21 protein-coding genes and 1 pseudogene are annotated in these 24,545 nt (G+C 58.6%); 15 read left to right on the forward strand and 7 right to left on the reverse strand.

From position 1 onward, the window contains the following. Positions 1-604: 604 nt before the first annotated feature. The 5 genes from EJ069_RS07880 (at position 605) to EJ069_RS07895 (ending at position 7,259) form a co-directional block, all read left to right on the forward strand. On the forward strand, positions 605-1,423 hold the full coding sequence (locus tag EJ069_RS07880) for a glycosyltransferase (RefSeq protein WP_281060048.1): 819 nt from the start codon (positions 605-607) through the stop codon (positions 1,421-1,423). Beyond that, the gene (locus tag EJ069_RS33705; protein WP_281060049.1) at positions 1,378-1,812 is read left to right on the forward strand and encodes a glycosyltransferase; all 435 of its coding nucleotides are present in this window, start codon (positions 1,378-1,380) and stop codon (positions 1,810-1,812) included. Before EJ069_RS07880 ends, EJ069_RS33705 begins: the two co-directional genes overlap by 46 nt. Positions 1,813-1,984: 172 nt before the next feature. Then, positions 1,985-3,073, forward strand: a complete 1,089-nt coding sequence (locus EJ069_RS07885) for an O-antigen ligase family protein (protein WP_245456460.1) — start codon at positions 1,985-1,987, stop codon at positions 3,071-3,073. Further along, positions 3,073-5,061, forward strand: a complete 1,989-nt coding sequence (asnB, locus tag EJ069_RS07890) for an asparagine synthase (glutamine-hydrolyzing) (protein WP_126060820.1) — start codon at positions 3,073-3,075, stop codon at positions 5,059-5,061. Before EJ069_RS07885 ends, asnB begins: the two co-directional genes overlap by 1 nt. Positions 5,062-5,063: 2 nt before the next feature. Then, positions 5,064-7,259: an exopolysaccharide transport family protein gene (locus EJ069_RS07895; RefSeq protein WP_126060821.1), complete on the forward strand. Its 2,196-nt coding sequence runs from the start codon at positions 5,064-5,066 to the stop codon at positions 7,257-7,259. 216 nt (positions 7,260-7,475) lie between these two features. On the opposite strand, the gene EJ069_RS07900 is transcribed toward EJ069_RS07895, so the two are convergent. The 4 genes from EJ069_RS07900 to EJ069_RS07915 form a co-directional block, all read right to left on the reverse strand. Continuing rightward, positions 7,476-7,688 (reverse strand): Trm112 family protein, encoded by a 213-nt coding sequence (locus EJ069_RS07900; protein ID WP_126060822.1) that lies wholly within the window; start codon positions 7,686-7,688, stop codon positions 7,476-7,478. Between the two features lie 629 nt (positions 7,689-8,317). Further along, entirely contained in the window at positions 8,318-9,586 is a 1,269-nt protein-coding gene (locus tag EJ069_RS07905) for a hypothetical protein (RefSeq protein ID WP_126060823.1), read from the reverse strand. 29 nt (positions 9,587-9,615) lie between these two features. Beyond that, positions 9,616-10,218, reverse strand: a complete 603-nt coding sequence (locus EJ069_RS07910; RefSeq protein WP_126060824.1) for a hypothetical protein — start codon at positions 10,216-10,218, stop codon at positions 9,616-9,618. A 165-nt stretch (positions 10,219-10,383) separates the two neighbouring features. Continuing rightward, positions 10,384-11,709 (reverse strand): oligosaccharide flippase family protein, encoded by a 1,326-nt coding sequence (locus EJ069_RS07915; RefSeq protein ID WP_189476226.1) that lies wholly within the window; start codon positions 11,707-11,709, stop codon positions 10,384-10,386. 598 nt (positions 11,710-12,307) lie between these two features. Here EJ069_RS07915 and EJ069_RS07920 point away from each other — a divergent pair. The 4 genes from EJ069_RS07920 (at position 12,308) to EJ069_RS33165 (ending at position 15,989) form a co-directional block, all read left to right on the forward strand. Continuing rightward, positions 12,308-13,051, forward strand: coding sequence for a class I SAM-dependent methyltransferase (locus EJ069_RS07920; RefSeq protein WP_189341551.1), 744 nt, complete (start codon positions 12,308-12,310; stop codon positions 13,049-13,051). Between the two features lie 44 nt (positions 13,052-13,095). Then, entirely contained in the window at positions 13,096-14,205 is a 1,110-nt protein-coding gene (locus EJ069_RS07925; RefSeq protein WP_126060827.1) for an acyltransferase, read from the forward strand. 294 nt (positions 14,206-14,499) lie between these two features. Beyond that, the gene (locus tag EJ069_RS07930) at positions 14,500-15,750 is read left to right on the forward strand and encodes a calcium-binding protein (protein ID WP_245456462.1); all 1,251 of its coding nucleotides are present in this window, start codon (positions 14,500-14,502) and stop codon (positions 15,748-15,750) included. Then, positions 15,705-15,989, forward strand: coding sequence for a hypothetical protein (locus EJ069_RS33165; RefSeq protein ID WP_245456463.1), 285 nt, complete (start codon positions 15,705-15,707; stop codon positions 15,987-15,989). The genes EJ069_RS07930 and EJ069_RS33165 overlap by 46 nt, the downstream gene beginning before the upstream one ends. Before the next feature lie 173 nt (positions 15,990-16,162). Here the strand turns inward: EJ069_RS33165 and EJ069_RS07935 are convergent, their stop codons facing one another. After that, positions 16,163-16,687 (reverse strand): helix-turn-helix transcriptional regulator, encoded by a 525-nt coding sequence (locus tag EJ069_RS07935; RefSeq protein WP_126060828.1) that lies wholly within the window; start codon positions 16,685-16,687, stop codon positions 16,163-16,165. A 394-nt stretch (positions 16,688-17,081) separates the two neighbouring features. Here EJ069_RS07935 and EJ069_RS33170 point away from each other — a divergent pair, with 394 nt between their 5' ends. Together EJ069_RS33170 and EJ069_RS07940 are read left to right on the forward strand one after the other, a co-directional pair. Then, complete coding sequence (locus EJ069_RS33170; RefSeq protein WP_245456464.1) at positions 17,082-17,477, forward strand: hypothetical protein; 396 nt, start codon at positions 17,082-17,084, stop codon at positions 17,475-17,477. Continuing rightward, entirely contained in the window at positions 17,474-18,907 is a 1,434-nt protein-coding gene (locus EJ069_RS07940) for a sensor histidine kinase (protein ID WP_245456465.1), read from the forward strand. The genes EJ069_RS33170 and EJ069_RS07940 overlap by 4 nt, the downstream gene beginning before the upstream one ends. Here EJ069_RS07940 and EJ069_RS07945 read toward each other — a convergent pair. Then, positions 18,830-19,399: pseudogene (locus EJ069_RS07945) on the reverse strand (response regulator transcription factor); the annotation flags it as partial. The gene EJ069_RS07940 and the pseudogene EJ069_RS07945 sit on opposite strands and share 78 nt — an antisense overlap. A gap of 545 nt (positions 19,400-19,944) precedes the next feature. Beyond that, entirely contained in the window at positions 19,945-20,736 is a 792-nt protein-coding gene (locus tag EJ069_RS07950; RefSeq protein WP_348639359.1) for a class I SAM-dependent methyltransferase, read from the reverse strand. A gap of 283 nt (positions 20,737-21,019) precedes the next feature. Between EJ069_RS07950 and EJ069_RS07955 the strand changes: the two genes are divergently transcribed. The 4 genes from EJ069_RS07955 (at position 21,020) to EJ069_RS07970 (ending at position 24,510) form a co-directional block, all read left to right on the forward strand. Next, positions 21,020-21,787 carry an AAA family ATPase gene (locus EJ069_RS07955; protein WP_126060831.1) on the forward strand — a complete coding sequence of 256 codons (768 nt, stop codon included), beginning with the start codon at positions 21,020-21,022 and terminating at the stop codon, positions 21,785-21,787. A 161-nt stretch (positions 21,788-21,948) separates the two neighbouring features. Further along, entirely contained in the window at positions 21,949-22,665 is a 717-nt protein-coding gene (locus tag EJ069_RS07960) for a sugar phosphate nucleotidyltransferase (protein ID WP_126060832.1), read from the forward strand. Between the two features lie 37 nt (positions 22,666-22,702). Next, on the forward strand, positions 22,703-23,839 hold the full coding sequence (locus EJ069_RS07965; protein WP_126060833.1) for a DegT/DnrJ/EryC1/StrS aminotransferase family protein: 1,137 nt from the start codon (positions 22,703-22,705) through the stop codon (positions 23,837-23,839). Further along, entirely contained in the window at positions 23,836-24,510 is a 675-nt protein-coding gene (locus EJ069_RS07970) for a sugar transferase (RefSeq protein WP_126060834.1), read from the forward strand. The genes EJ069_RS07965 and EJ069_RS07970 overlap by 4 nt, the downstream gene beginning before the upstream one ends. Positions 24,511-24,545 lie beyond the last annotated feature (35 nt).

The following is a 24,545-nucleotide window of genomic DNA, read 5'->3' on the forward strand; positions in this document are numbered from 1 at the left end:
TTTGTGACACGCGGCTTTGATCAACTATTTTGTCCGGCGAAATCGGTACGTGATAAACTTGCGCGCTGCGTTCATTTTTCCACGGTTGATCTAGGCGGGCTGGTAGGAGGCGGATGGGGGTCGTAGATATCGAAGGCATAGCGTCGATTCCCAAATGCTGCTGCAACACTCCGGACAAACCAGGAAATCATCTCGAGAGCCTCAGAGGTCGGACGGATGGCGGTGTTCGAACCGGGCGGGCACCGTAGTGGATTGCTCCTTGATAAGAGACCTCAGTTGCGTTGCACTGCAAGCACGCTGACAGCCGGTTCTTGCGCGCACTATCCCCCCGCTGGCGTGGGACGGCGCGGAAGACAGTGGAGCCAAGACATCTTTCAGTTTGAGCCCTCGCGGCTTCCTCTTTAGCGCTGGATGGATTGAGGTTCTACAGTTCCCGCCAAGAGGGGCCGTCGTCCATCATTCGAACGGACGAGGACAAACGTTAGACCCCTCCGTAGCTTTCCGTGACTTAGGCAATCTCGCACAGTAATCGGGCCATGAGAGATCACTACGATTCCGACGATGTCGGACTGCTGGCCGGCCGCAGTGTTAGCGGAGCGGCAAAATGAAGCCGCATCTGGTCTGCGTCGGCGGCGAAGATCACGCTCTGAGAGTTCCATTCTTCTTGGAGCTGCGTGCGAGAGGTTTCCAGATCACGGCAGTTTCGACTTGCGACGGCGCCTCTTTCCGGAGGCACGGGATATCCCACAAGGGATATGAGTTTGATCGCTTCAGCAGTGGCAGCGGGAAAGCCGGCGCAATCAGAGCACTCCGCGGATTAATCGCCGAGCTGCGTCCGGACATCGTACAGAGCTTCGACACAAAGCCAAATCTTTTGGCTCCGCTCGCGGCGCGGGGGCGGGTGCCGGTTGTTCGTACCATCAACGGACTGGGGTGGACGTTCTCGTCCCTTGCGCTGCGCGCCTTGATGCTGCGGCCACTGTTCATCGGACTGCAACGGCTGGCATCCCTTTGGACGGCGGCGACGGTATTCCAGAACCGAGACGATCAGAAGTTCTTTCATCGATACCGGCTGCTAGGCCATGGCACCAACTGCCTGATTCCGGGTTCCGGCATAGACATAGGCGCTTTCGCGGCTGCCCAGCATCTTGGGCCGCCAGCCGCGCGGCTTCGCCAGGAATTCGGGCTTGAATCGGCAGAAGTCATCATGTTTGTCGGGAGATTGACTCGTCAGAAGGGGATTCTGACCCTCCTCAAGGCGGTGCCGAAGGTTCTGGCCAGACGGCCGAATGCGCGGTTCGTACTGATCGGACCTTGGCAGTCCGAGGGCCGTTCGCCGTCGCCGAATCGAAAATTCGGCAGCTTGGTTCCAACGTTGTGGTTCTGGGCAAGCGCTGCGACATACCGGCCCTTCTGGGTATAGCTGATGTGTTTGCTTTTCCAACGGAATACCGTGAGGGAGTTCCTCGCGTGTTGCTGGAGGCCGGGCTTGCAGGGCTCCCGATTGTTGCTTCAAGGATGCCGGGCTGCACCGATGTCGTCCAGGATGGGTGGAACGGGCATCTTGTGGCGCCACGCGATCCGGATGCATTGGCCAACCGAATCGTCGACCTGCTCGCTGACCGCCAGCGCGCCGTCAACATGGGCAGCCGTTCCGTCGATCTTGTCAAAGAGCGCTTCGCCCTTTCCGGGGTAGTCGACCAGTATTCCGATCTATACAGGGACGTCCTTGCGGCTCGTTCCCATGGCTCTCCCGCCCCTTCATACTTGGCACACCGCCTCTCCAACAGCCGAATGGGGGAGTCGCGCTGATGATGAGGGACGCATTGCTTGCTGCGGGGGTCGCCTTGTCTTTCGCATCGCAGATCTCCGTCCCAGGTCTGCCATTCGGGTATGGCGAACTCTTTCTGATAATTTGGATAATGCTCTCGCTCGGCCGGATTTTGGCGGGGGTTCCATAGTAGCCACGCCGGCCTTCGCGAAATTGGCCAAGTTCTGGTTGCTTCTGTCTCTGACTTTGGCGGTCGGCACCTTCGTCGGCTACTTCACCTCGGTGCTTTATCTGACGGGACTATCACACGATGCAATGGCTTATGTGTTGCTGGCGAGTGTCACTTGCCTTGCAGCACTGGAACCCGATGCGGAATTGCGCTTACGACGGAGCGCTTGGTGGGTGATCGCGATCGCCACCGGAGCCTTCCTGGTTCAGCTTGGGGTGGCGTGGGGCTGGATCCATCAGTCGGAGGTCGAGCCATGGTATTGGGACCGCTTGCGAGGCTGGTCGGAGAATCCCAACCAACTCGCACTCTATTGCGCAGTCTTCGGTCCTCTGGCGCTGCACCTAGCGACGACAACACAGAGCCGATGGGCTCAGTTGTTCGCGTTCTCTAGCCTTGTCCCGATCTTCTACGTCGGACGGCTGACCAAAAGCGACACCTATCTCTACACCACTATCTTGAGCGGTCTCGTATTTCTGGGGCTGTGGCTCAGGGCGTGGTTCGCATCAAGTTCCGGCAAAGCCACCTTGTCCCGAGAGATTGCCCTGCTGCTCGTCGTCGGTGCAGTTCCGCTCGCCATCGCGGCGGCACCATACGTAGTTACCGAAGAGAGCAGCGTGGCCGAGTTTGCCAAGAGCCTCACCAAGGACGGGGGCGACGAAGCAACAGCGGAGACATTTGACCTGCGCGTTTTTCTTTGGGGGCAGGCGATCGAGACGGGACTGCAATCCTGGTCACTTGGCCTTGGTCCGGGACCACACCTTGAGCGACCGCCGGTCGCCGACAAACAGTTCCTGGAGCGCCCATTTGAAGCCCATAGCACAATACTGGATCTCTATCTGCAAGGAGGGTTGGTGGCGGTCCTGGCGCTGGTCTGGATCGTGGGGTCGGCCGCAATGTCCGCCTGGCGAAGCCGCTTCGACGCGCTCTCGGTGCTCCTTGCCTCGGTGGTCGTCTTCAGCTTGCCGCATCTGATCATCCGCCATCCCATCGTTTGGTTTGCGCTGACGTTCTGCCTAGTGGCGGGAATGCATCCAGCAGTCCGGCAGCGGCCCGGGTATGCAGAGGTAAGTTGATGTGCGGGATTGCCGGAATTCTAGTCGCGCCGGAGCACATGGATGCAAATTCGCTACGGCCGATCGGGCACATGACGAGTTCGCTTCGCCACCGCGGACCTGACGGCCAAGGACTTTGGATTGATCGTGATGCCGGCATTGCCTTGGGCCACCGTCGGCTCGCGATCGTCGACCTGTCGAGCACCGGTCAACAGCCGATGCGTTCCGCCAGCGGTCGCTACATCATTTCCTTCAATGGTGAGATCTACAACTTCCGCGACCTGCGGCGCCAGCTCGAGGATGCGGGCTGCGAATTCCATGGCACCGGCGACACTGAAGTGCTGCTTTGCGCGGTAGAGTTATGGGGTCTGGAAGCCGCAGTCAAACGCCTCGCGGGGATGTTTGCCTTCGCGTTGTGGGATCTCAAAACCAGAACTCTTCACCTTGCCAGGGACCGGGTGGGCAAGAAGCCGCTTTACGTGGCGCTGGCAAGAGGGGCCTTGCTCTTCGCCTCGGAACTCAAGGCAATCCGGTGCTTTCCATCCTTCTCGGCCGAGATCGATCTCGAAGCCGCCGAAGCCATGCTGTCGCAAGGCTGGGTTCCAGATCAGGCCTGCATCTGGCGAAACGCGTTCAAGCTGCCACCCGGCTCCTTCCTTTCGGTCAAATCTTCGGATCTCGCGAAAGTGGTCAGTGCGGGTTCGCTTGCGCAGCGTGTCGACCATTGGTGGTCGCTGGCCGAGGTCGCCAGCATCGGACGTGCAAAACAAATCGTCGGCGCCGACGATGATCTCACCAACGAACTCGATGACCTGCTGCGGCTCGCGGTTCGCGAGCGGATGATCGCCGATGTGCCGCTAGGCGGCTTTTTATCCGGCGGGATCGACAGCTCTGCCGTGGTGGCTCTAATGCAGGCACAATCCGCCAGCCCGGTGCGCACCTTCACAATCGCCTTTGGGGAAGGCGGCTTTGACGAGAGTGGCTATGCAGCCGAAGTGGCGCGGCATCTGGGTACCGATCACACGCAGCTTCAGCTTTCGCCTGATGCCGCGCTCGATGTCATTCCGGAACTGCCACGGGTATGGGACGAGCCGTTCGCCGACGAATCCCAATTGCCGACCCTCCTGGTGGCGCGGCTCGCCCGCCAATATGTGACCGTAGCGTTGTCGGGCGACGGCGGCGACGAGTGCTTCGCCGGCTATGGTCGCCACTTCATGGCGGATTGGTTGCGGCGCCGCCAACAGCTGCCCTTTGCAGTACGGCGAACCATGGCTACCGGGCTGAACCTCCTCGCCCGCGCAGCGCGTGAGGACATGCTGCGCCGGCTTCCTCTCGGACCGGGTATTCGCCATATGCTCCGCAGCGATCGTCTCAAGCGGATCTCCGGCCTGATGGGTGCAAGGCATGAGGACGATCTGTATCAGCGCTTGGTAACGCCTCCGACGGCAAACCTCACTCGCCGCGGGCACCCCATACCGGCTCACAGCATACCGAAGCTCGACGGGCTGCTGTCACGGCTCCTCTACGATGACATGGCGGGGTATTTGCCCGGCGACATACTGGTGAAGCTAGATCGCGCGACCATGGCCAACGGGCTTGAAGGAAGATGTCCGTTGCTTGATCATCGGGTGATCGAATTCGCTTGGCGCCTCCCGTCCAATGCAAAGGTGCGCGACGGCAAGGGCAAATGGATCCTTCGCAATCTGCTGCGTCGCTATGTTCCGGACCGGCTGATCGAGCGGCCGAAGCAAGGCTTCGACGTGCCGGTATCCACCTGGCTAAGGGGGTCGCTGCGCAACTGGGCGACCGATCTTATGGCCGACATCCGGCACGATGGCGATGAGGTGCTGGACAGCTCCAAGGTGGACAGATGCTGGCGCAATCACATGCAGGGGCAAGATTGCTCACGCGAATTGTGGTCGGCGCTGATGTTTCAGGCCTGGCGAAATGAGACCAGGAAAACGCCATGGGCGGCTCATTCGCGCCAACTCGACATGGCAGGAGTATGAAAATGGCAAGTTCCGCCGTCAGCCGGATCAAAAATCCGGCTTCCGTTCCTGCATCTGTCCCGGCAGTCGTGGAAGCCGGTCAGCGATTGCGCCCTCGGCGCGAATACGAGCAATCATCTCCCACGCATCAGCTGATGGCAGTTCTGGCAAGAAAAAAATGGCTTATCCTAGCCCTGGCGATAGTAGGCGGGATACTCGCTGCGATCCTCGGTCTCACTCGGCCGGTGATGTTTGAGGCGACGAGTCAGTTGATCATCGACGCCCCAGCGCGAGTTTCCATTGCTCCTGGCGCAGGTTCCGCGCAGGACGTCATCGATTCCAGTATCGACGATCACATCACCATGCTCTCTTCGCAGGGCCATCTGCGACGTGTCGCAGCGGCGCTGCACGCGATCGAAGGTGTTGCGCCGGGGCAGGGTTCGTCGAAGACTGAAGCTCCCGAAATGCGTGTGCCATCGCTGCAGACAATTGCTGCAGGGATTGTCGAGCGGCTTTGGCCACACAGCGAGGCGTCGTCCGACCCCGACCTCAAGCAACTGCGCAATAGAATAAGGATTGGGCAGGAGCTGCGCTCGAGGATCATTTCAATCGCCTTCGCGGACGAGGATCCAGCCCGAGCCGCTTTGGTGGCCAATACATTCGCTCAGGTCTACATCGACGAGCTTGCAAAAAGGAGATTGGCGGAGGACAGGCAGGATCTCAACGTGGTGATCGCCAGTCTGCCGCGGGTGCAGAGTGATCTCGTTGCGGCGATCGACCGGCTGGAGAAGTACCGTCTGGGTGCTGGGGCCGTAGATCAAGGCTCAGCCGATAACGCCGCCCGCGAAAGAGCCGATCTAAGCCAGCAGATATCCATGTCAAAGGCCGATCTCAGGGCAATGGAATCGCGCCTTGAACATACCAATGATCTTCGCAACAGCGGCGCGCCGGTTGCGTCGCTCGCCGAAGCATTGGGGTCGCCCGAGTTGGCTGATCTTGCAGCCCGTCAAGCTGCTGATCCTGCGGACAAGGATCTTGCCTCTGCAATCCAAAACGCTGTCCAGGAAGGGCTTGCCAAGCTCGAGTCGGAAGTGAGCACCTATCGGGCTCAGATCAGCACTCTGGAAAATCGTCAAAATGTTCTCGATGTGGTCGGGGCAGACACCGCCAGCAGACTTTCCGGATTACGCGCGCTTGAACCGCAGGTAACTCTGCTCACGCAGAGATACAACGAGCTCTTGAGCCATCAGCAGGAGCTGACCAGACGCATTGCGGCTCCAACGGCAGGCGTCTCGATTCTTTCGACAGCGTGGCCGCCGACAAAGCCGCAGACGTTGCCACCGATCTTCCTTATCCCGCCGGGCATGATCGGTTTTGCCATTCTTGGTGCCGCCCTGGTGTTGATCTACAATCGTACCAATCGCACTTTGCGGGGCGAGGCCGAAACCGAGGCTGCGTTCAATGTTCCTTGCGTCGGAATGGTGCCGGAGCCCGGTAAGGTCGCCATGAAGAAGCTGCGGGAATTGCTCCTGGATCAGCCCAAAGCGGCCTACAGCCGAGCCGTGATGTCGCTTCTGGTCAGGGCAGGGCCAAATCAAGCCCGGACCAATGCCTCGCAGACAATTCTTGTCGCGTCCAGCGTTCGTTATGAAGGCGCTAGTGAACTTGCCTGGAGTCTGGCCTTGGCGGCCACACGGTTGGGTGGCCCCGTGCTGCTGATCGATCTTGAGTGCTCGCGTCATCAGCTTACGCAAGAGTTCATCCGCCAGGCCGGGGGGCCCAAAGCTTATCGATCGTTCGGTGATTTTGTCGGTACTCGCTGCAGCCTGAAGGATGCAGTCGTGAGTGTCCCTGGCGCCGGCGTCGACCTGATGACCATTGCGTCAGGGGACGATCTTCTCGGGCTGCTGACGCGCGTTGACAGCCTCGAATGCAGGGATGAACTACGGGCGCAGTACAGTCTGGTGGTCATCAACGGACCATCCTGGCTCGCCGGACCCGAAGCAAGCCTGCTGACGAGTTGGGCCGACACGATACTTTTCGCGATCCGTTGGAACAAGACACCACGCCATATCGCCGGAGGCGTTTTGGACATTCTGAGAAGAGACGGTGCTGGTTCGGTTCCAATTGGGTGCGTGCTCACGCGGGTCAATCTGAAGCGGCACGTCAAATATCGTTTTCACGATAGCGCGGATCTCTTGGCGGTGCAGACACCCTGAATCGGCCATCGTTCGACACGTCAGCCGTAAAGCTGGTCGCGAACCTTGCGAGGCACCATACCACTCCATGGGAAAGCGGTCCTGGCTTTGTTACTGGGCCGTCGTCTTTGTCGGTACCAGCCGGGAAACAGTCCTTTGCGGGCTAGGGCGCGATCTGAAGCGCACCGAGTCCGTTGTTTTGTGATGCCGGTTAGTTGCGCAGATCCCGGCGCGTTATCACGTCCGGGGTGCGCGATATTGCACGATGGCGGCTTTGATCGTCCGCGCTTCGGACGGGAGCATAACCGGTACACCGTCACGTACGGGATAAGCCAGCCCAGCGCTCGCTGAGATGAGTTCACCATTGTTCGCGTTCCAGGCAAGGGAACCCTTGGTCATAGGACATACCAGCCGCTCCAAGAGCGCAGGGTTAAAGGAAAGCGTTTTCATCCTGTCGTCTCTCCATCTTACTTGCGCCCCGCCAGCAGCAATCCCAGGGTTTTGTCATACTATGCAATCACCCGGCTTCACGTGGTCTGCGATCTTTCTCGCCAAAAACCGGCAAACGTCGACGCAGCCCGAACAGAGCAACATTTGGACCCCTCTGGGCCCTGTCATGCCATAAACTCCGACAGGCGTCATGGTCGTGTAGGGAGCAACCATGTAGGGACGAGAAAACTGCCTCAGCGGGCCGACTTGAACCCATTGACACTGTTGTTGCAAACGGCGCTCAGGCCTCGGATCCCGTCCGTGAACACGACAACCATCCTAGTTCGAGGGCCCGACACTTTCCTCGTCAGTTTGAATGAATTGCCGGGCCGGGCGAACTGGGTTTCAAGCTAATCAATAGCTTGAAGCGCATGTGTGAAGCTTGAATGACAGCGATAACAGTGTGGCCATGAGCTCTAAATTCTGAGAGTACGCCCTCGTCTCTCTGCCTGCCCCGTTTCGGCGGGGCTTTTGTCCGCAAGTCGTCCCCTCTCGTTCTAGCGATTCTAGTCGCATCCGTGGCGAATTCGGTCCCGCAGGCAGTGCTTGGAGATGCCGCTCGAGTGCGAGCCATCGTCCGAATGGCTACTTTAATGAAGGCAGTTCCGGGTCCCTGCCTTCCGCCCTCTGTCGGGGTATTGTCGCCAGTCAACACGGGTAACGAAGTCGTATACCGGACCCCCGGGAAGGCCCCAGTTGCTGGACCATATCACCTGCGAACCGTCTGGCGAAGGTGACGCGTGGGTCTCACTCCAATAGTCGGAGGGAGCGTTTCGCGTCTGGGCAATGCGGCGTACCTCTCCGCTGCCGTCGGTGCGCAGCGCAATGATTTCCCGCGCATACGGTGCCCAGTCAGGATGCTTCGAGACTTCACCCGGATCCCCGGAATAGCTGAGGAAGACCCAACCGGGTCTGCCAAGGGACCTGAGGGATGCGTGTTGTGCTTCGCCGTATCTCATCAGCGAGGTGACCTTACCGTCTGCAAGCCTGCGCTTGATGACCTGGAATTTGTCAGGATCTGACTTGCTGATTCCGACATATATTTCGCAGCCATCGGCGTCGACCGTCATGTCGCCGTGGCCGGGCCGGTGATGCTCAGTCCATTTCTGCCGCAGATTGCCATCAACAGAAAAAATGAACGTGTGTTCAACGTCACCCTTTTGAATACATACGATGTTAATGCCCAGCGGCGAGATCGAGCATGCACCGTTGGATCCCTCTATCTGTGCAAGATCGATTTCCGCAAACTTGCGACGCTGCAGCAGGTCGAATGCAAAGACGACCATTGTCCCATCCTGTCGAACGGCGCGTACAGCGATACGGCTTCCGTCGCGACTTGGATTTCCCTTGTACGGGCCGAACTGGAGAATGCTGCCGTCAGTGGAGACAAACAGAACCTGCTTTCGATTTGTGCGAGGAGCCCAGGTGAAGATTTCCTGACCGCCTACGCAAATCATCATACTGGGATCGCGCGGGTGCCACTCGCATTCGTCCGACTGAGCACGGCGAAAGAGCGGCACGTAAGTTTGTCCATCAAGGAAACACAAGCCTCCGCAACCGTTGCTGATGACAAGGAGGGTCTGATCCGAATTCCAGGCCTGCGCACTCGAATAGCGGTGGCTGCAATAATTACGACACGCAACGTCATTGCCAAGGAGGCCGGGTTTCGTGATTAGCGTGAAACTTGTTCCCGTTGCCGGATCCAAAGCGGCTTGCAGGTATTCGGGCAATTGCATCGCTACCGGCGCCACGAACCCTGTCGATATCTCCTGCGGACCTGAGGCTCCGTCCACATCTGAAGAGACGGCATTTAAATAGATTAGAATTCCAATAACGCCGAATAACTGACGGGGGTTCATGGAGCTAAACTCACGTATTCAATGTTTTTCTACTTCATTGTCGCTTGTAATTTGCCGTATCTGAATTCAACGTCAGCTCTTTTTGTGAATGAGCCCTGCATCGTTTCGATCGCGTCTCTTGCTATCATGTCGAGAGCCGCTGCGCGCCCACTTGCGTGCGAGCTGTCGATAGAAATCGTTGGCACGCCAAACGATTCCGCGAGCTCTCCGACCAGAGTGACGTGCCGAATGTTGTCGAGGCTGGTCTGAAGATCGACTTCAAGGAGCCTTTGAACGATGCCGAGGTGTCGCTGGCGCTCCCTGAGCCGAGACTCGAGAATCTCTCTTGGCGCTTGTAATCTGACGAGTAAATTCGGTTTGGGTACAAGGTCTAGCGCGCGCGCTATCTTTTCTTGGTTGGTAACCCCGCTGAACATAACCAGCGAGCAGACGAATTGAACCATGCCTTGATCGAAGATCGAGATCGTTTCGTTGGAAGCCAGAGCGGCATTCCATACCTGTATCAGGAGCTCGAAATGCCATTTGAGGCGGGTTGCCCAGAGGTCGCTTTTTGGTGGTAACAGCTCGAATATCTCGGTGGTCAGCGGATTTTGACCCACCCATTTTGAATGCAAGCCATAAGCCAGCTTCAACGCGGCTCTTCTAATTGGATGCCGCCGGTCCCCGATCTGCAACACGACGGGGCACCCGTGGTAGCGCAGAACAGGCACCAGCCCGGACGTGAAAGTCGTCTTGCCAGCTCCTGAGGGCCCGAATACTTCCAGTATCATCTCTCAATCCAACAGAAGCTGGCTTTGTTACAGAACTTTGTCACTCTGTTCAGATCGCACACGCGCCTTCACCGTCCATCCCACGCCAGGCAGAATTCCAAGGCGGACGTGGATGTAGACCGCTTGTGAAATGCTCCAAAAAATCAGCATCGCGCTCGTGCTGATAGCTGCCCCCACGACTCCATCCAGGGCTATGCCCGCTATGCATCCCAAGATGTTGATGACTGCCGAAACAGCCATCAGCGTGGCGGCCGCGCGTTCGTGTCCTGCCATGGTCAGAAGTTGCTGCTGCGGCCCGGCGGCGACCCCAATCAACTGTCCGACCACGAGGATTCGGGTCAGCTCCACGCCGGAGGAAAATCCGTTGCCAAGCAAGTGAAAGATCGTCTCGGTGAACATCAGGAGAGGCATCGCCAGCGCCAGCCCCCCCGCGCAAGACAGAATCGTGGCTTTGGCAAAGACAGTCTGGAGCCTCGCCACGTCGTTGTGCGCTGAGAGGCGCGCTATCGTGGGTGCGAACGCGCTGCTCACCGCAACCCGCGGCAGAGCAATGAGCATCGCCATATTCGCTGCGGCCGAGAATATGCCTGCATCCTTTACATAACCGTCCCATCCAAGCAGCATCACGGCTGTCCGGTTCATCAGGGTATCGATGAAAACCATGATCACGATCGGGAGGAGGGAAGGCCACCATTCCCGAAACGCATAGGCCGGCTTCCCGAAATTCAGTTCAACTGGCCAATGACGCCAGCTGGCAAAAGCTGTGATGCACGCCGCAACGGCGGAGGCAATGAACAACATCCACATCACCGCCACGGCGTCCAGACGCCATGACGTCAGATACGCTGCCCCGCAGAGAAGCGTGAGGACAAGTCCGTCCCGCACGATCCGCTCGGGGAGCAGGGCAGATATCAACGCCTCAAACGCGCGCACGAGACCCCCGCCCGCAAGATAGACGGTGACCAAGGGGAGCGTCGCCATGCCTATTAATAGACTGCCGGCCAGTTCCGGATCGAGTTCGTGGGCCTCTTGGGTGACAAGCAAGATGCCAATGAGCGAAATGACCAGCGCCGCGGCAATGCAGGCCTTTGCACCTAGCATGATGAAACCCAGCGCCATCGGCGGCTGCTTGGTGGTCAGGTAGGTCGGCACGAACCGCATGACTGCCACGTGGAAGCCAAGCGTTGCGCCGTAAGACAATAGCGCGATCCAGGCGAAGACATAGGCGTAGATGCCGTAACTTGCCGGTCCGACCATCCGCGCAATGGCAACTTGAGTGACGAAGGTCAGAGCGGCGCCCGCCATGTAAATGAAGAATGCCCAAAGGCTCGCGTGCGAAAGCCGTTGGGTCAAACCGTGAGTTTCGCCAGGCGTTCTCGCACCCAGGTCAACGCCGCTCGCAGCCCCATTGACAGTCGCCAAGAATTCCGCGTTCTCGGCAGGACCAAATAGGGAGATCCTCGGGGAATCCGGCTTTCCTAGAGAGGCCACTGGCGGCGCTTCAGTAGCTATGCTTCCGGATCGCCCTGGCATTCTCTTTCCGATCTGTCCCCGCAACGGCCTTTTGGCAGCGCCCTTCTTCATCACGGTAGCCATAAGTGATCGCCAGTCGTCATCCGTTCGGGGGATGCGTCGGGCACACCCATCTGGAAGTTTACCCCCGCGATAGTGTCGATCTTGTCGGCCACATCAGCATGGGTTCGATGGGCGTCGCATCTCAAAATCTCGGTCCGGATTGGCCGAGCGGTTACTCACGGGGCCGTTTTGCAAACAAAGTTGGGTCGGAGCGATTTGCCTGGAAGAGTTTCGACCACGTCGAACCCACAAGACTCGGCGTCATAGTTGGCAGACTTCATCGGCAACGGATGTCCTGCCGCCAAAAAGCAAAGGCTGTGCTTCAATGAACGTATTGGACAGAAAATTCCGACCGGGCCTGAATGGGAGCCGGCGAATGGGCCAGGATCGCGAAACAGATGAGGCTGCAGGAGCAATCCTCGCGAAGCCGGTCAATTACGATGCCGATGTCGCGGCCTATGAACTCGCGACCAAACCCAGATATCAAAACCCTGGTTTTGCGGAGCGGTATCTAGCGGGGTATGCCGGACGCCTGAAGCTGTCCACCTTTGCGTCCTACGTCATCGCACGACGGGAGCAGAACTGCATCGCCAAGGCGCTGGAGACCTGTTCTCCACTGCCGTCTCAGATACTGGATATTCCCTGCGGAACCGGAAAGCTCGCCGACGTGCTTATCCGGCACGACTGCCAGGTCATGGCAGCTGACATTTCCATGGAAATGATGGCCTTGGCTAAGACCGCATATGAGGGCCGACCTGGGTTCCAGGGTTTCGTACGATGCGATGTAACCCAGTTGCCAATGGCCAACGAAAGCTTCGATACGGTGATCTGCCTTCGACTGATCCATCTCATCCCGCCGCATCTCAGGCGCAAGATCATCAATGAACTGGCGCGCGTTACGAGTCGCCGCCTCATCGTCTCTTACGGCTTGGCGTCCCGATTTCAGAGAATACGACTAAAACTGCGGAATATGATCACGGGCAGAGTTTCCGCGCCCCATCCTGTCGATTTCAGTGTCGCCCGGGAAGATTTCTCGCAGGCTGGCCTCAAGCTCGTCAGATCGTTCAGTATCCTTCCGCTCCTTTCGTGCGAGCAGGTCTTCGTCCTTGAAAAGGCATAGCCCCGGAGCTCGACTGATCGTCGAGCGCGGGGCGGGAGCTGGTTATGGCGTCCATTGGCAAGGTAGGCACTTCGCGGATGACATCGCTCGACCTGCTCAGGTTGATGGCAGCTCTGGCAGTGATGCTTTACCACTATCTTTTCCGCGGCGCGATCGCTGGAAATCTCGATGTCAGCTACCCTTATGCAGCACCTTACGCCATCTATGGCAACCTCGGGGTCAATCTCTTTTTTTTGATCAGCGGGTTCGTGATTGCCTGGTCCGCCGAAGGCCGAACCTGGCAAGAATTCGCTGTCGCGCGCTTCGCTAGGCTTTATCCCGGGTTTCTCGTGTGCATGACGGCTACGTTCCTTTTTCTGGTTGTCGCCAAGGATCAGCGGCTCCCGACCGACGCTGCGACCTATATCGCCAATCTGACAATGTTCGCTCGAATTTTTGGCCGGCAGTCCATGGACGGCGTCTACTGGTCGATCATGGTCGAAATTCTATTCTATTGCTGGGTCGCGATGCTGATGTTGGCGGGCGCCTTTCAGCGCTGGAAATTGCCGATCGTAGCTGGGTGGCTGGCGGTCGCGGCAGGCAACGAACTCGTGTTCGCAAACACGGCGATACGACTTCTTTTCATCACGGATTATGCGCCCTTCTTCGCCGGAGGCATTCTGGCCGAAGACCTGGTTGCAAGGGGACGTTCTCCCGCAGCGCTCCTGCTTTTTGCTGCCGCGTTGCTGCTGTCCTACAAGACCATGGTGCTTCCCCAAGCCTGGATGCAGGAGCACTATGGCGTCTCGCTTTCGTCCGCTGATCTCGTTGTCGCCAATACAGTGGTCTTTGGGATATTTGTCTGTGCCGTTTCGTTCGGGAGAATCATAAGACCGTCAAAGCTTATGGTGCTGCTCGGCGGACTTACTTACCCATTATACCTCTTGCATCAGTATATCGGCTATATTTCGTTGAATGCGCTCGCTCCCTATGTTGGGAAGAACGTTGCTTTTCTTGTCGTGTCAGGTGGGGTCCTGCTTGCCTCCTTTCTTGTCTGTCGCTTCATCGAAACGCCGGTGCGCAGGCCAATTGTCCGCGCCCTGACGCCTTGGGTTTATCGGCTCGCGCCAGCGGCGCAGCAAATAAGGCCGACCTCGCACACACTGACCCCATAATCACATGCCTGGGGAGGACGTTTACGTCGCGGCTGATATGCGGAGTGTCGCCAGGATGAGGTGATCACCGTTGAGGCATGATAAGCAGAGCCTGCCGGACATGATGCAGGTATGGCCTTCTTTCAATGCGTAGCGCTTCAACGCTTGGTGCTCTGCCGGTCTGCGATACGTGCGCGCCACCCCCGCCGGGCGATCAAGAAATCTCTCACGCGCCCACCGTTTTTGATTTGGCGCTAATTTAGGCCTCCAATAGGTAGGGTGTAGGGCTTTGTCGAACAGCTGAAGGAAATGCGCATGGCCACTCTCCACTACACGTCTGGCGGATCGGGCGCCGACATTGCGACAGCGGGATTCAACTTGGCCGATGTATCATCTGTCGACCAGCTCAACGCCCTACCTGCCGGTATGAAGGGACTGGTCTGGCTGGGCGAGACCAACGGGACCACCGCATCCTTTATCCAGAAGGTCACGCCTTTCATCGGCAACCCGAAGGTGTTCGGCTTCTTCCTAGTTGATGAGCCCGACCCCACCGGCAAATGGGGCACTTATGCCAGCGCTGAAAATCTAAAGGCGGAATCGGACTGGATCCACTCCCATCTGCCTGGCACCAAAACCTACATAACGATGATGAGTTTGGGCACCTCTGCGAACCCCGACTTTTCGAACACATACAACCCCGCCAACACCCATATCGATTATTTCGGGGTGGATGCCTATCCGGTGCGCACCGGCGGCGTGATCGACTACAACATGATCGACCGCTATGTCGCTGCCGCCAAGGCGGCGGGCATCCCGGTGAGCCAGATGATCCCAGGCTACCAGGCGTTTGGCGGCGGCAACTACAATACCGACACAGGTGGAAGATACGTCGTTCCCACTGCCGCGCAGGAACAGACCATCATAGACCATTTTGCCAAGCTGGTGCCATCACCTGCCTTCGATTACGCATATGCTTGGGGCTCTCAGCAGGGCGACACCGCGCTTGGTCAATCACCGGCGCTTAAGGCGTTTTTCCTTCAGCATAACAAAAGCGTGGACAATCTGAACCACTCCGGCGATGCGCCTGCGCCCACCACAACGCCTCCGGTTACTTCCACGCCCTCGACCAGCGCTCCATCCACCGTCACGTCGCCCAGTCATCACGTGTTCAATGGCACCGGAAGTGCGGATGTAATTCATGGCACCACCGGCGCAGACACCATGATTGGCTACGGATACAACGACACCTATTACGTCAACAACGCTGGCGACAAGGTGGTTGAGCTCGCCGGTAGTGGCCGCGATACCGTGCTGGCATCAGTGACCTATGCACTCTCGACTGGATCGGCGATCGAGCGTCTCGCAACAACCAGTCCATCCGGAACCGCCGCAATCAACCTGACGGGGAATGAGTTCTCCCAGACCGTAACTGGCAACGCAGGCAACAATGTCATCAACGGCCGCGGCGGGCACGACATCTTGCGGGGAGGGGTGGGAACGACGTTTTCGTCTTCGATTCGGTGCTCAAGATCGGTGATGTCGCCAAGGTCGCCGATTTCAGTGTGATCCATAACAAGATCCAGCTCGACCACAAGGTGTTCACGGGACTTCATGTGGGCCCTCTAGCCGCAGGACAGTTTCACGTGGGCGCGAGTGCACATGACAGCACCGATCACATTATTTACAACAGCTCGACCGGAGCCCTTTCTTTCGACAGCGATGGGATCGGCGGTGCACATCAAATTCAGTTTGCCGCCCTTTCGCATCATTTGCCCTTGACAGCATCGTCGTTCACCGTGGTGTGAGCACGGAAATCTTTATGCTCTGTTCACGACGTGAATGCCGTGCAGATCCGCAAAAAGCTACCTCAATGAGGCTCGACTTTGCGTCGATCCAAGCCTCATTGAGATTATGTCTGGGTGGTGAGCCCTGAACTGGCGGCGAACTGCGAAAACCAGCGCCGCCGGACCCTTGGACACTACGGCAGCACAGATATGCGCCCTAAAAGGGCAACCAATTCCGCCTGACGCCTCGTTTCTGTTTTGGCGAACAGCGACGCGAGTTGGGTGCGGATAGTGGTTCGGCTCAGCCTGCTGCGCTCGGCAATTTCCAAGGGTGCATCGCCGCTCGCCAAACGCAATGCCAAATGCGTCTCGGCACCGGTCAATCCAAACATCTTTCGTAGGGTCTCTGGATTGGGGCCAGTCCTCGGCTGGCGATCGAGGAGCGCCACCAGGATCGACCCATCAGGAGTGACGGCGCCTTCCTCGCTCACGATGATCGGCCGATCGCCAGGATTGCGAATGACGATCCAGGAAAGCGATCCGGCAGCAAAGTGAGCCGGCACGCCAGCTATCAGGCTCCTCAGGGCTGCCGTCAGATCGCTGCGCGGATCAAGGGACTCGTCGCAGGCCCGCAGGATGGTTTCGGCGGCCGTGTTCCACTCAAGTACTCTTCTTGCCTCACTCAGCACAAGCCACCCGCACCCCATGCGTTCAAGCATGCCGGTCGCCGAATCGAGCGACGGGCGCGCGCATGTGCTGCCCGTTATTGACCTTGCCGTGGTGCGAGGGGCGCGTCGAGCGGGGTTGGTCGCTGCTCTGCCCCCGAAGCCGACCGGCCCCATCCCAGGCGCCGCGATCGATCCCGTGCCGCTTTGCCCGCTATTCAGACCCATGGATAGTTCCTCCTCGTCGTTATTCTCTATCTCGCCCAAGGGCGATATAGCCGGCTTAATAAAGCCTCGATTTCGTTGGATGGGAAAGCTGGCAAGCGAACTACGTGCACGCTCTCCAGTCTAACCTCGACGGATTAGGCCAAAAGTTGTAGCTAGGTCCGCAGGAAGTTGCCGAGGAGGTCCGATCCTGTCGCCGACACACTTGGCGTCGACGGCTGTTGTGGTCGCTACGCTGCTCTTTGAGTTTGGCATTTCTCACGCGGGTGGCACAGACCTGGCCTTCCTCGAATTTGTGCCCGCCATTGTTGTCATGGCGTTCCTTGAAGATCGAAGGATCGCAGCCGCAGCAACTTTGTTGCTGGCCGCCGCCGGGCTTGGCGCAAGACTGATCATGAAGCATCAGCCTCTTGCCGATGAGTTGGCACGCGCCATCCTGCTCGTGCTTTCCGGTGGAATGATTGCGATGCTTTTCGATCGATCCCGTCAGGGCTTGCGGGCCGCGATGGACGTCAAGCTCGCTGCTGTCGAAGCTGCGGAGTCGCGTTACCGCCGGGCCTTCGAGCGAGCCGCGCTGGGCTTTGCAACCGCCAGTGACCGCGGAGTGCTGCTGGGGTGAACAAACGCCTCGGTGTTCTTCTCGGCTACGGCCAAGATGATCTTGTTGGGAAGCGCTTGGATGAGCTTGTGCATCAGGACGATCGTGCGCTGCTGGAGAATTCGCTCAATGCCTTGAGGTCCCAGGCGCCCTGGTTCGGTTCGGAAATTCGCCTGACCCGAAGCGACGGCAGCACGCTCTGGGCCTCGGTAACGCTTTCTCTTTCCGCCTCGGACGCGATCCCGGCAGATAGCCTTTTTGTGGTGGTGGACGACATAACCGAACGCAGAGCAGCCGAAGAGGCGCTTAGAGCCCAAAACGAATGGCTCGACCTCGCGTTGTCGGCCGGTCGACTGGGCACCTGGCGAATAGAGTACGACAAAAGCGTCATCGCAGGCTCGCGTCAGTTCTGGGACATTCTTGGCTTGTCCCCGGCCGCGTCCCGCCCGCTGTCCGATCTGTCATCCATCGTCCACCCAGCGGACTGGGGCAAGCTGGCATCGCCTCCAGGAAAGGTGCGGCCGGGAGCCAATTACGACGTCGAAATTCGTATAAAGCGCGGGGATGGCCAGGTTCGTTGGGTCGCCTTGCGGGGCCGCGAAGAAGACCAAGGCGGCCGTGACCAGCGTATCGGGATCGCCGCAGACCTGACGGAGCGCCGCCAAACCACGCTGCTGCGAGCCGCGGTAAGACGCCAAGAAAAGTTGATGCAGGAGCAGCGCCACCGGTTCAGCAATCTGTTCCCCGTCATCACGGCGATAGTGAAGATGCTGGGCGCGCCTGACGGCGATGTCGACAAATTCAAGGCAACGCTGATTGACCGAATTCGGGCGCTCGAGGCGACGCATCTGCTGCTGACGAACAGCGCCGGTGGATCATCGACGATTCGTGATCTGGTCGGTCAGGAACTACGGCCATTCTTGCAAGGCGGCAAAGCGACAATCACGGGGGCCGACATCAAGATTTCAGGCGGCGCAGCGGAGAGTTTTGCCATGATCATTCACGAACTCACCACCAATTCGGTCAAACATGGGGTGCTGGGCGACCCTGCGGGCGCGGTTGAGGTGCGCTGGGATTTCAACTCAGGCGAGACAGGCGCCGACATTGTTTTTGAATGGATAGAAACGGGCCGCCGGCGCGCGGCTCCGATCACGCGCCAAGGCTTCGGATCAATGGTCCTGGGGTCGATGGAACGCCGCTGGTCGGACATTCCTCGCAGTTCCAGGTTCGGGAGGACGGGTTCCGATATTCGCTTCGAATGTCGTCCAAGGAAGTTCAAGCCTAGCTTACACCGAACCGAGCCAGGTCTTTATCAGAACTGCCGCTTCCGTTCGGTTTCGAACTCCCAATTCCCGCATGACTGCGGCAACATGTATCTTCGTCGTAGCCTCGGCGATATCGAGATCTCGGGCTATTTCCTTGTTGGAGTATCCCTCCGCCATCAGCCGTAGCACATCCTTTTGCCGGGGTGTGAGCCTTTCGAGAGAGCCACCGCTGGCGTTGCTGCCGCCGTAGCGGGCATCAATGGGTTGCTGGTGACTGCCTGGTCGCGATAGCAGCGCCGGTACATAAATACGACCCGAAAGGATTTCCTTCACAGCCAGCACGACTTCGTCGTCACTTTGCGACTTCACGATATAGCCGTGCAGGCCGACATTGAGGGCGGTCAGAATCTCCGAGCGCGAATCGTTGCCGGAAACTATCGCAAACCGAGTGTTCGGGTAGGCCACCAGGACATCCCCCAGCACGTCCTGGGTGAAAAGACCCGGCATGTTCAGATCGAGCATCGCGAGGTTGACGCACTCCTGCTCGGCCAGAAGGCTAACAACCGCGTCAAAACACGTAGCTTCCAGTATCTCCGCGTCTTCGATGCCAGCGCTAAGCGCCAGCCGTAAGCCACGCCTGTAAAGTCCGTGATCATCGGCAATGACAATCCTGTACATATTACCCCAACGCACACACACGTGCGCACATTGGGGCTTCAACGCCAATCGATCGCAGCGATATCGGACCCGATACTGCTGGCACCAAGCTGCTACCCACGGTTGGTCTATCCCCAACGATGCAACGCAGGTTTGATTATGCACCTCTAATGCATTCGTCGGCAAGAAGAAAAGCTACCTTGTGTTAACCATGCCGCAGAGGAGGCCGTCATATCGAGCCCGGTCATGCTGGTGGGGCCAGGCGCTTGCCTCCAGTCCGTGTTTCTCTTTCATTCTGCAGGCGGCGGTTGCAGCCGCTCGAGCTCAAAGACCCGCGCCTATTCTGGTCGTCCTGGTCGCCACCATCCGGGCGCCAACCAGAAAAACAGGACATCAGACTGGCCACGCTTCCTTTTGAACGACACTGGGCCAAGCGGAAGCGGGGCACTTCTGTGAAGCACTCGACAATCTGTAGCGCACCAATGAAAGCGGCTGACCCCCAAAGGCGCAGGTCCTGCGAGGGATCAGGCTAGGAAGCGAAAGAAGGCCGGCGTGCGAGGAGAACATCAAACCGGATATGGCGACGGCTTGGGCTTTGCGGCCACGACGATGAAGCTTTCTGCAAGTCGCGCAGGAATCTGAAGCGCCCTGCTCATTGTCTCTGCGGGCTCCACCAACGCTTCGCAAAGGCCCGGGGCAAACCGGCCAGGCCGAGGAAGGAAGCCGTACGGAATGACTTTCTCGACGAGAAAACCCGCATCAGCCAGAAGCTCTTCCATGCGATCAAGTCTTAGCGTGTTGTATTTTGTGCGTCCGACAACCGTGTTGAGGAGCCTTGAGGCCACCCCAGCCGGCGAGGTTGCATTGAGGTGAATATTGCAGACAAGCTGACCACCTTCAACAAGATGCTCTCGAAGCGCAAGCAGCGCCTGGCGTCTCAGATCCTCATCTGCGTTCAAAAAGAACCGAAAAGCCGAAGCGACGTTGAATCGTTCGTTTAGCGGCTCATTGGTAATGTCGATGAGGCAAAGGCGCACATTGCTGCAGGGCGTCGCGCCTGCAAGCATAGGTTCTGACACATCGACCCCAACGACCGTCCCAAAAAATCTCGCGGCCACATTTGTGATTCGGCCAGTACCACAGGCAAAGTCGAGGCAACGACGATCTGGCCCCCCTGCAGAGCGAAATATCTCCTCAACGATGGGTCTCTCAATTTTTTCCCAAAGCGCACCGTAATAGCCAGATTGAAACGTAGCGGTGTATATGGCGCCGCAGCCTTGGGCAGCATGGCTTAGGCGGTAGTCATGTGAGAGCGCGTGCCCGGGAGGAGAGGGGGCTGAGGCGGATTGCATGTGCATGCGGCTCCTGCGCTCGACTGTTTGCCAGGTGGCTTCTGTCTAACCCGTCTTTGAAGGGCCCGCATCGTCTGAACATACGACGGCTTCAGCAGGTGGGTTCATGCCCTTCATGACCGCCCGCCGACTCTTCGGCCTGTGCAAGTCCGGCACGAAGTGATCCAGTTCGACGACTTCACAGGGCTCGCGAGGAACCGCAATCATCCAAACGAATGTTGGCGTGGTCCGGATTCTACCTAAAGCTCCGCGAAAAGCTGATCGGATTGTCAGGGGCGCGCACACGGACATGATCATCGAACTATTCGGGCCGCCTGGCGCGGGCAAGACCACACTCCTACGCCGCGTCTGTCATGGCATGGCTGAACGAGGCGTTAGCGTAAAGACCGTGAACGGCTATCGGCTCATTGAACAAGCATCGGCATCGCAAGACGTCCCCGAAACGCGCCACGGGATAGGCAGGATCGGCCGGAAGATCGCGACTTGCGGTCCCATCCTGCTGGCCACCTTGCCGAACAACAGTGTCGCTGCGCGTCTCCTGGCGTCCCTCCCTCTTCGAAGCCGCACCTGGTCATGGCGAATGAAGGTCGACATCGCTCTGCTGTGCGAGTCCTGGCATAAAGCGCAAGAATCCGAGGGCTGCTTTATCTTCGAGGAAGGCCTCATTCAGGCCCTGTGCGCGATGCTGGTTTTCGCGCGCAATCCCAGCGTTGACGCAATACGCGACACCCTGGCGTTCCTGCCGAGGCCGGATATCCTGGTTCAATTGGACGCGCCGCAAGAAACTCTGCGCCGCCGCCTTGTGGATCGATATGCGCAGCAACCATTTCTCGAGGTGTTGCTGTTCGAACTCGGGGTGGAAAGGGGACTGAGGCAGGCTGACTTGGCAAGGCAGGTCGGCGAGTGCTTGAACCGGGAGGGATGGCCCCTGATACAAGTAAACGGCGACGACCCTCACAATTTCGAGAAGGTCATCGCAAAGGTGTCCGCAGGACACGTCAAGGAGATCGCCCTGGCGCGACCTGACGATGTTCGGCCTCGATTTGCCGGCACATGATCCGTATTGGCAACGAACAGATCGCCATTCGAACGCACGACGACAGGCCGCTGTCAGAGGGCTAATTTTCTCGCAGGAGGTCGGGGACCAGGTCCGTAGAGGCCGGTCATCGACAAAACTCTGGTCACTGGCCGTGTCGGTCATTTGTGCGGGAGGATCGTATGAAAGCGGTTATTCAATGCGGCGGAATGGGCACCAGGCTTCGGCCGTTCACCTCGGTGCTGCCGAAACCTCTCATGCCGATCGGCGCCCGGCCAGTGCTCGAATTGCTGCTTAAATGGCTGCGGCGCAACGGCATCGAGAATGTCTATGTCACGACCGGCTATCTTGGACATCTGATCCGTAGCGTGTGCGGCGACGGCTCGCAATGGAATATCAAGATCCGCTACACGCAGGAGATGGAGCCGTTGGGGACGATCGGGCCGCTGTCCCTGATCAGGGACGAGTTGGATGAGCCGTTTCTTGTTCTCAACGGCGACGTGCTTACCGACTTGAGCCTCAGCCGCTTCGTGGCAGCGCATAAGGCACACAATGACCTCGTAACCATCGCGACTGCCTCGCGCATCACCAAGATGGATTTCGGAGTTATTGACGAAGTCAATGATACCGTCCAGGTCTTTCGCGAGAAACCGTCGCTCTCACACTTGGTTAGTATGGGGATATACTGCATGGATCCGGGCGTCATGCAGTTTATCCCGTCGGGAATCCCTTTTGGATTCGACGATCTAATGCTGCAGATGCTTCAGAGCGGCAAGCCCGTCCATGTCTTTAAGCACGACGGTCTTTGGCTAGACATCGGTCGCGTCGAGGACTTCCAGAAAGCGCAGGCTACTTCGTGGGAGGAGCAGTCGGCGTCAATTGAGGTCGCAGCAGCATGAAGCTGTCTAAAACCAGGCGAGTTCAGCGGAGGTTGTGATGCTCCTGGTTAGTGAGCCCGTATTGGGCGTGCCGGAAAAGGCCGCCTTATCGAAAGTGATCGACAGCGGCTGGCTGACAATGGGCGAGCGGGTCCGGGCGTTTGAAGAGGCATTCGCGGCGATGCATGGCGCCGATGATTGCGTTGCCGTCAACTCGTGCACTGCAGCCCTTCACCTCATCCTGCACGCACTTGGCATTGGACCCGGCGACGAGGTGCTGGTTCCTTCGTTGACTTTCGTGGCGACGGTGAACGCCGTGCTCTATGTCGGCGCCACGCCGGTTTTCGTGGACATAGAGTCGGACGACGTTCCTCTCATGTCAGTCGCTGACGCAGAGGCCCGATGTACGCCACGCACGAGAGCCGTGATTCTGGTCCACTTCGCAGGCTATCTGGCCCACAAGGAAGACTGGCAGGCATTCGCGAGCGTGCGCGGCCTCTGCATCGTGGAGGATGCAGCGCACGCACCCGGCCTCAAGGAAGTTGGCACTTTCGGCGCCGGGGCGGCCTTCAGCTTCTACGGCAACAAGAACATGACCACCGCTGAAGGCGGCGCGGTCATCTCGAGGGACCCGGATCTACTCGACGCCATCCGTCAAGCCCGCGGCCACGGCATGACAACGGGGACCCATCAGAGACTGAACAGTCGTACCCCACAATACGACGTCACGATGTTGGGCTTCAACTACCGCATGGACGAGATGCGGGCCGCGCTGGGCCTGGTTCAGTTGCGCAATCTGCAGGAGTGGAACGACGTCAGGCGCATTCTTGTTGCGCTCTACCGCCGTCTCATCGCCACGCGGTGCCCGGACATTTCAATACCGTTCAGCGAGCCCCGCACCTCAGCATACCACATTATGCCAATTCTCTTGCCGGCCTACGTCAACCGGCAAGACGTGATCGACGGGCTGCGTGCGCAAGGCATACAGACCACGATCCACTACTCCCCCGTGCACCAAATGACGCTCTACCGCGAACGTTGCCCAGGTGTCCACTTGCCGTGCACGGAAGGCTTCGCCGAACGCGAGCTCACCATTCCTCTGCATCCCCAGATCACATCACCAGTCGTGGAAGCCGTGGTGGATGCGTTGGCCTCGACACTCGTCAGGAGCACGCGTGAAGGGGCCGCTGCATGAACGCGATGGACCTGCCCATTCATCGGCTCGCCACGAGGTCGGTACACCACGGGCTTGCCCGGCGCGCCATGGATGTCCTCGCGGCAATTTCGTGCCTCGTCGTGTTCTCGCCGCTGATGCTGCTTGTTGCGGTGGCTCTGCTGCTGGAAGGTGGGCGCCCGGTGATCTTTGTGCAGACCCGCATAGGCGTGGGCGGCCAGCTCTTTCGAATGTACAAGTTTCGAAAATTCTATCCGCGATGCGATGCGGCGGGCCTCGCATTAACCCTTGCCAATGACCAGCGCATGACAAGGGTCGGCAGGTTTCTCGCTTCCAGCAAGATGGATGAACTGCCGCAGCTGTGGAATGTACTGAAGGGCGAAATGGCCCTGGTCGGCCCTCGTCCGGAGAGCTTGTCGTTCGCCGACTGCTTCAGGGACGGCTACGAAGCCGTGCTGCAATACAAGCCAGGCTTGTTCGGTCCTGCCCAGATCAAGTTCCGCCACGAGGCGCTCTTCTATCCCCGAGATGTCGAGCCAACAGCCTTCTACAGAGAGGTGCTGTTTCCGACCAAAGCCAGGATTGATCTTTCCTACTATGCGCGCCGGACACTTGTGTCGGATGCGGCAATGATCGTTCGAGGAATTTTCATTGTCCTTGGGATGACGGCGGGGCGTCCAAGCGAAACGTAGTCGCGATTTTGGCGGTTCGAATCAAGGTGCTGCAG

The sequence above is a fragment of the Mesorhizobium sp. M2A.F.Ca.ET.043.05.1.1 genome, from assembly GCF_003952445.1.
GTDB lineage: Bacteria > Pseudomonadota > Alphaproteobacteria > Rhizobiales > Rhizobiaceae > Mesorhizobium.

Excerpts from the sequence above, each read along its gene's own strand:
- EJ069_RS07935 (WP_126060828.1), bottom strand. The coding sequence starts at position 16,687 with ATGCTTGAACGCATGGGGTGCGGGTGGCTTGTGCTGAGTGAGGCAAGA.
- EJ069_RS07895 (WP_126060821.1), top strand. The coding sequence starts at position 5,064 with ATGGCAAGTTCCGCCGTCAGCCGGATCAAAAATCCGGCTTCCGTTCCT.
- EJ069_RS07950 (WP_348639359.1), bottom strand. The coding sequence starts at position 20,736 with ATGCACATGCAATCCGCCTCAGCCCCCTCTCCTCCCGGGCACGCGCTC.
- EJ069_RS07905 (WP_126060823.1), bottom strand. The coding sequence starts at position 9,586 with ATGAACCCCCGTCAGTTATTCGGCGTTATTGGAATTCTAATCTATTTA.
- EJ069_RS07925 (WP_126060827.1), top strand. The coding sequence starts at position 13,096 with ATGGCGTCCATTGGCAAGGTAGGCACTTCGCGGATGACATCGCTCGAC.
- EJ069_RS07955 (WP_126060831.1), top strand. The coding sequence starts at position 21,020 with ATGATCATCGAACTATTCGGGCCGCCTGGCGCGGGCAAGACCACACTC.
- EJ069_RS07930 (WP_245456462.1), top strand. The coding sequence starts at position 14,500 with ATGGCCACTCTCCACTACACGTCTGGCGGATCGGGCGCCGACATTGCG.
- EJ069_RS07965 (WP_126060833.1), top strand. The coding sequence starts at position 22,703 with ATGCTCCTGGTTAGTGAGCCCGTATTGGGCGTGCCGGAAAAGGCCGCC.
- EJ069_RS07960 (WP_126060832.1), top strand. The coding sequence starts at position 21,949 with ATGAAAGCGGTTATTCAATGCGGCGGAATGGGCACCAGGCTTCGGCCG.
- EJ069_RS07880 (WP_281060048.1), top strand. The coding sequence starts at position 605 with ATGAAGCCGCATCTGGTCTGCGTCGGCGGCGAAGATCACGCTCTGAGA.
- asnB (WP_126060820.1), top strand. The coding sequence starts at position 3,073 with ATGTGCGGGATTGCCGGAATTCTAGTCGCGCCGGAGCACATGGATGCA.
- EJ069_RS07920 (WP_189341551.1), top strand. The coding sequence starts at position 12,308 with ATGGGCCAGGATCGCGAAACAGATGAGGCTGCAGGAGCAATCCTCGCG.
- EJ069_RS07900 (WP_126060822.1), bottom strand. The coding sequence starts at position 7,688 with ATGAAAACGCTTTCCTTTAACCCTGCGCTCTTGGAGCGGCTGGTATGT.
- EJ069_RS07970 (WP_126060834.1), top strand. The coding sequence starts at position 23,836 with ATGAACGCGATGGACCTGCCCATTCATCGGCTCGCCACGAGGTCGGTA.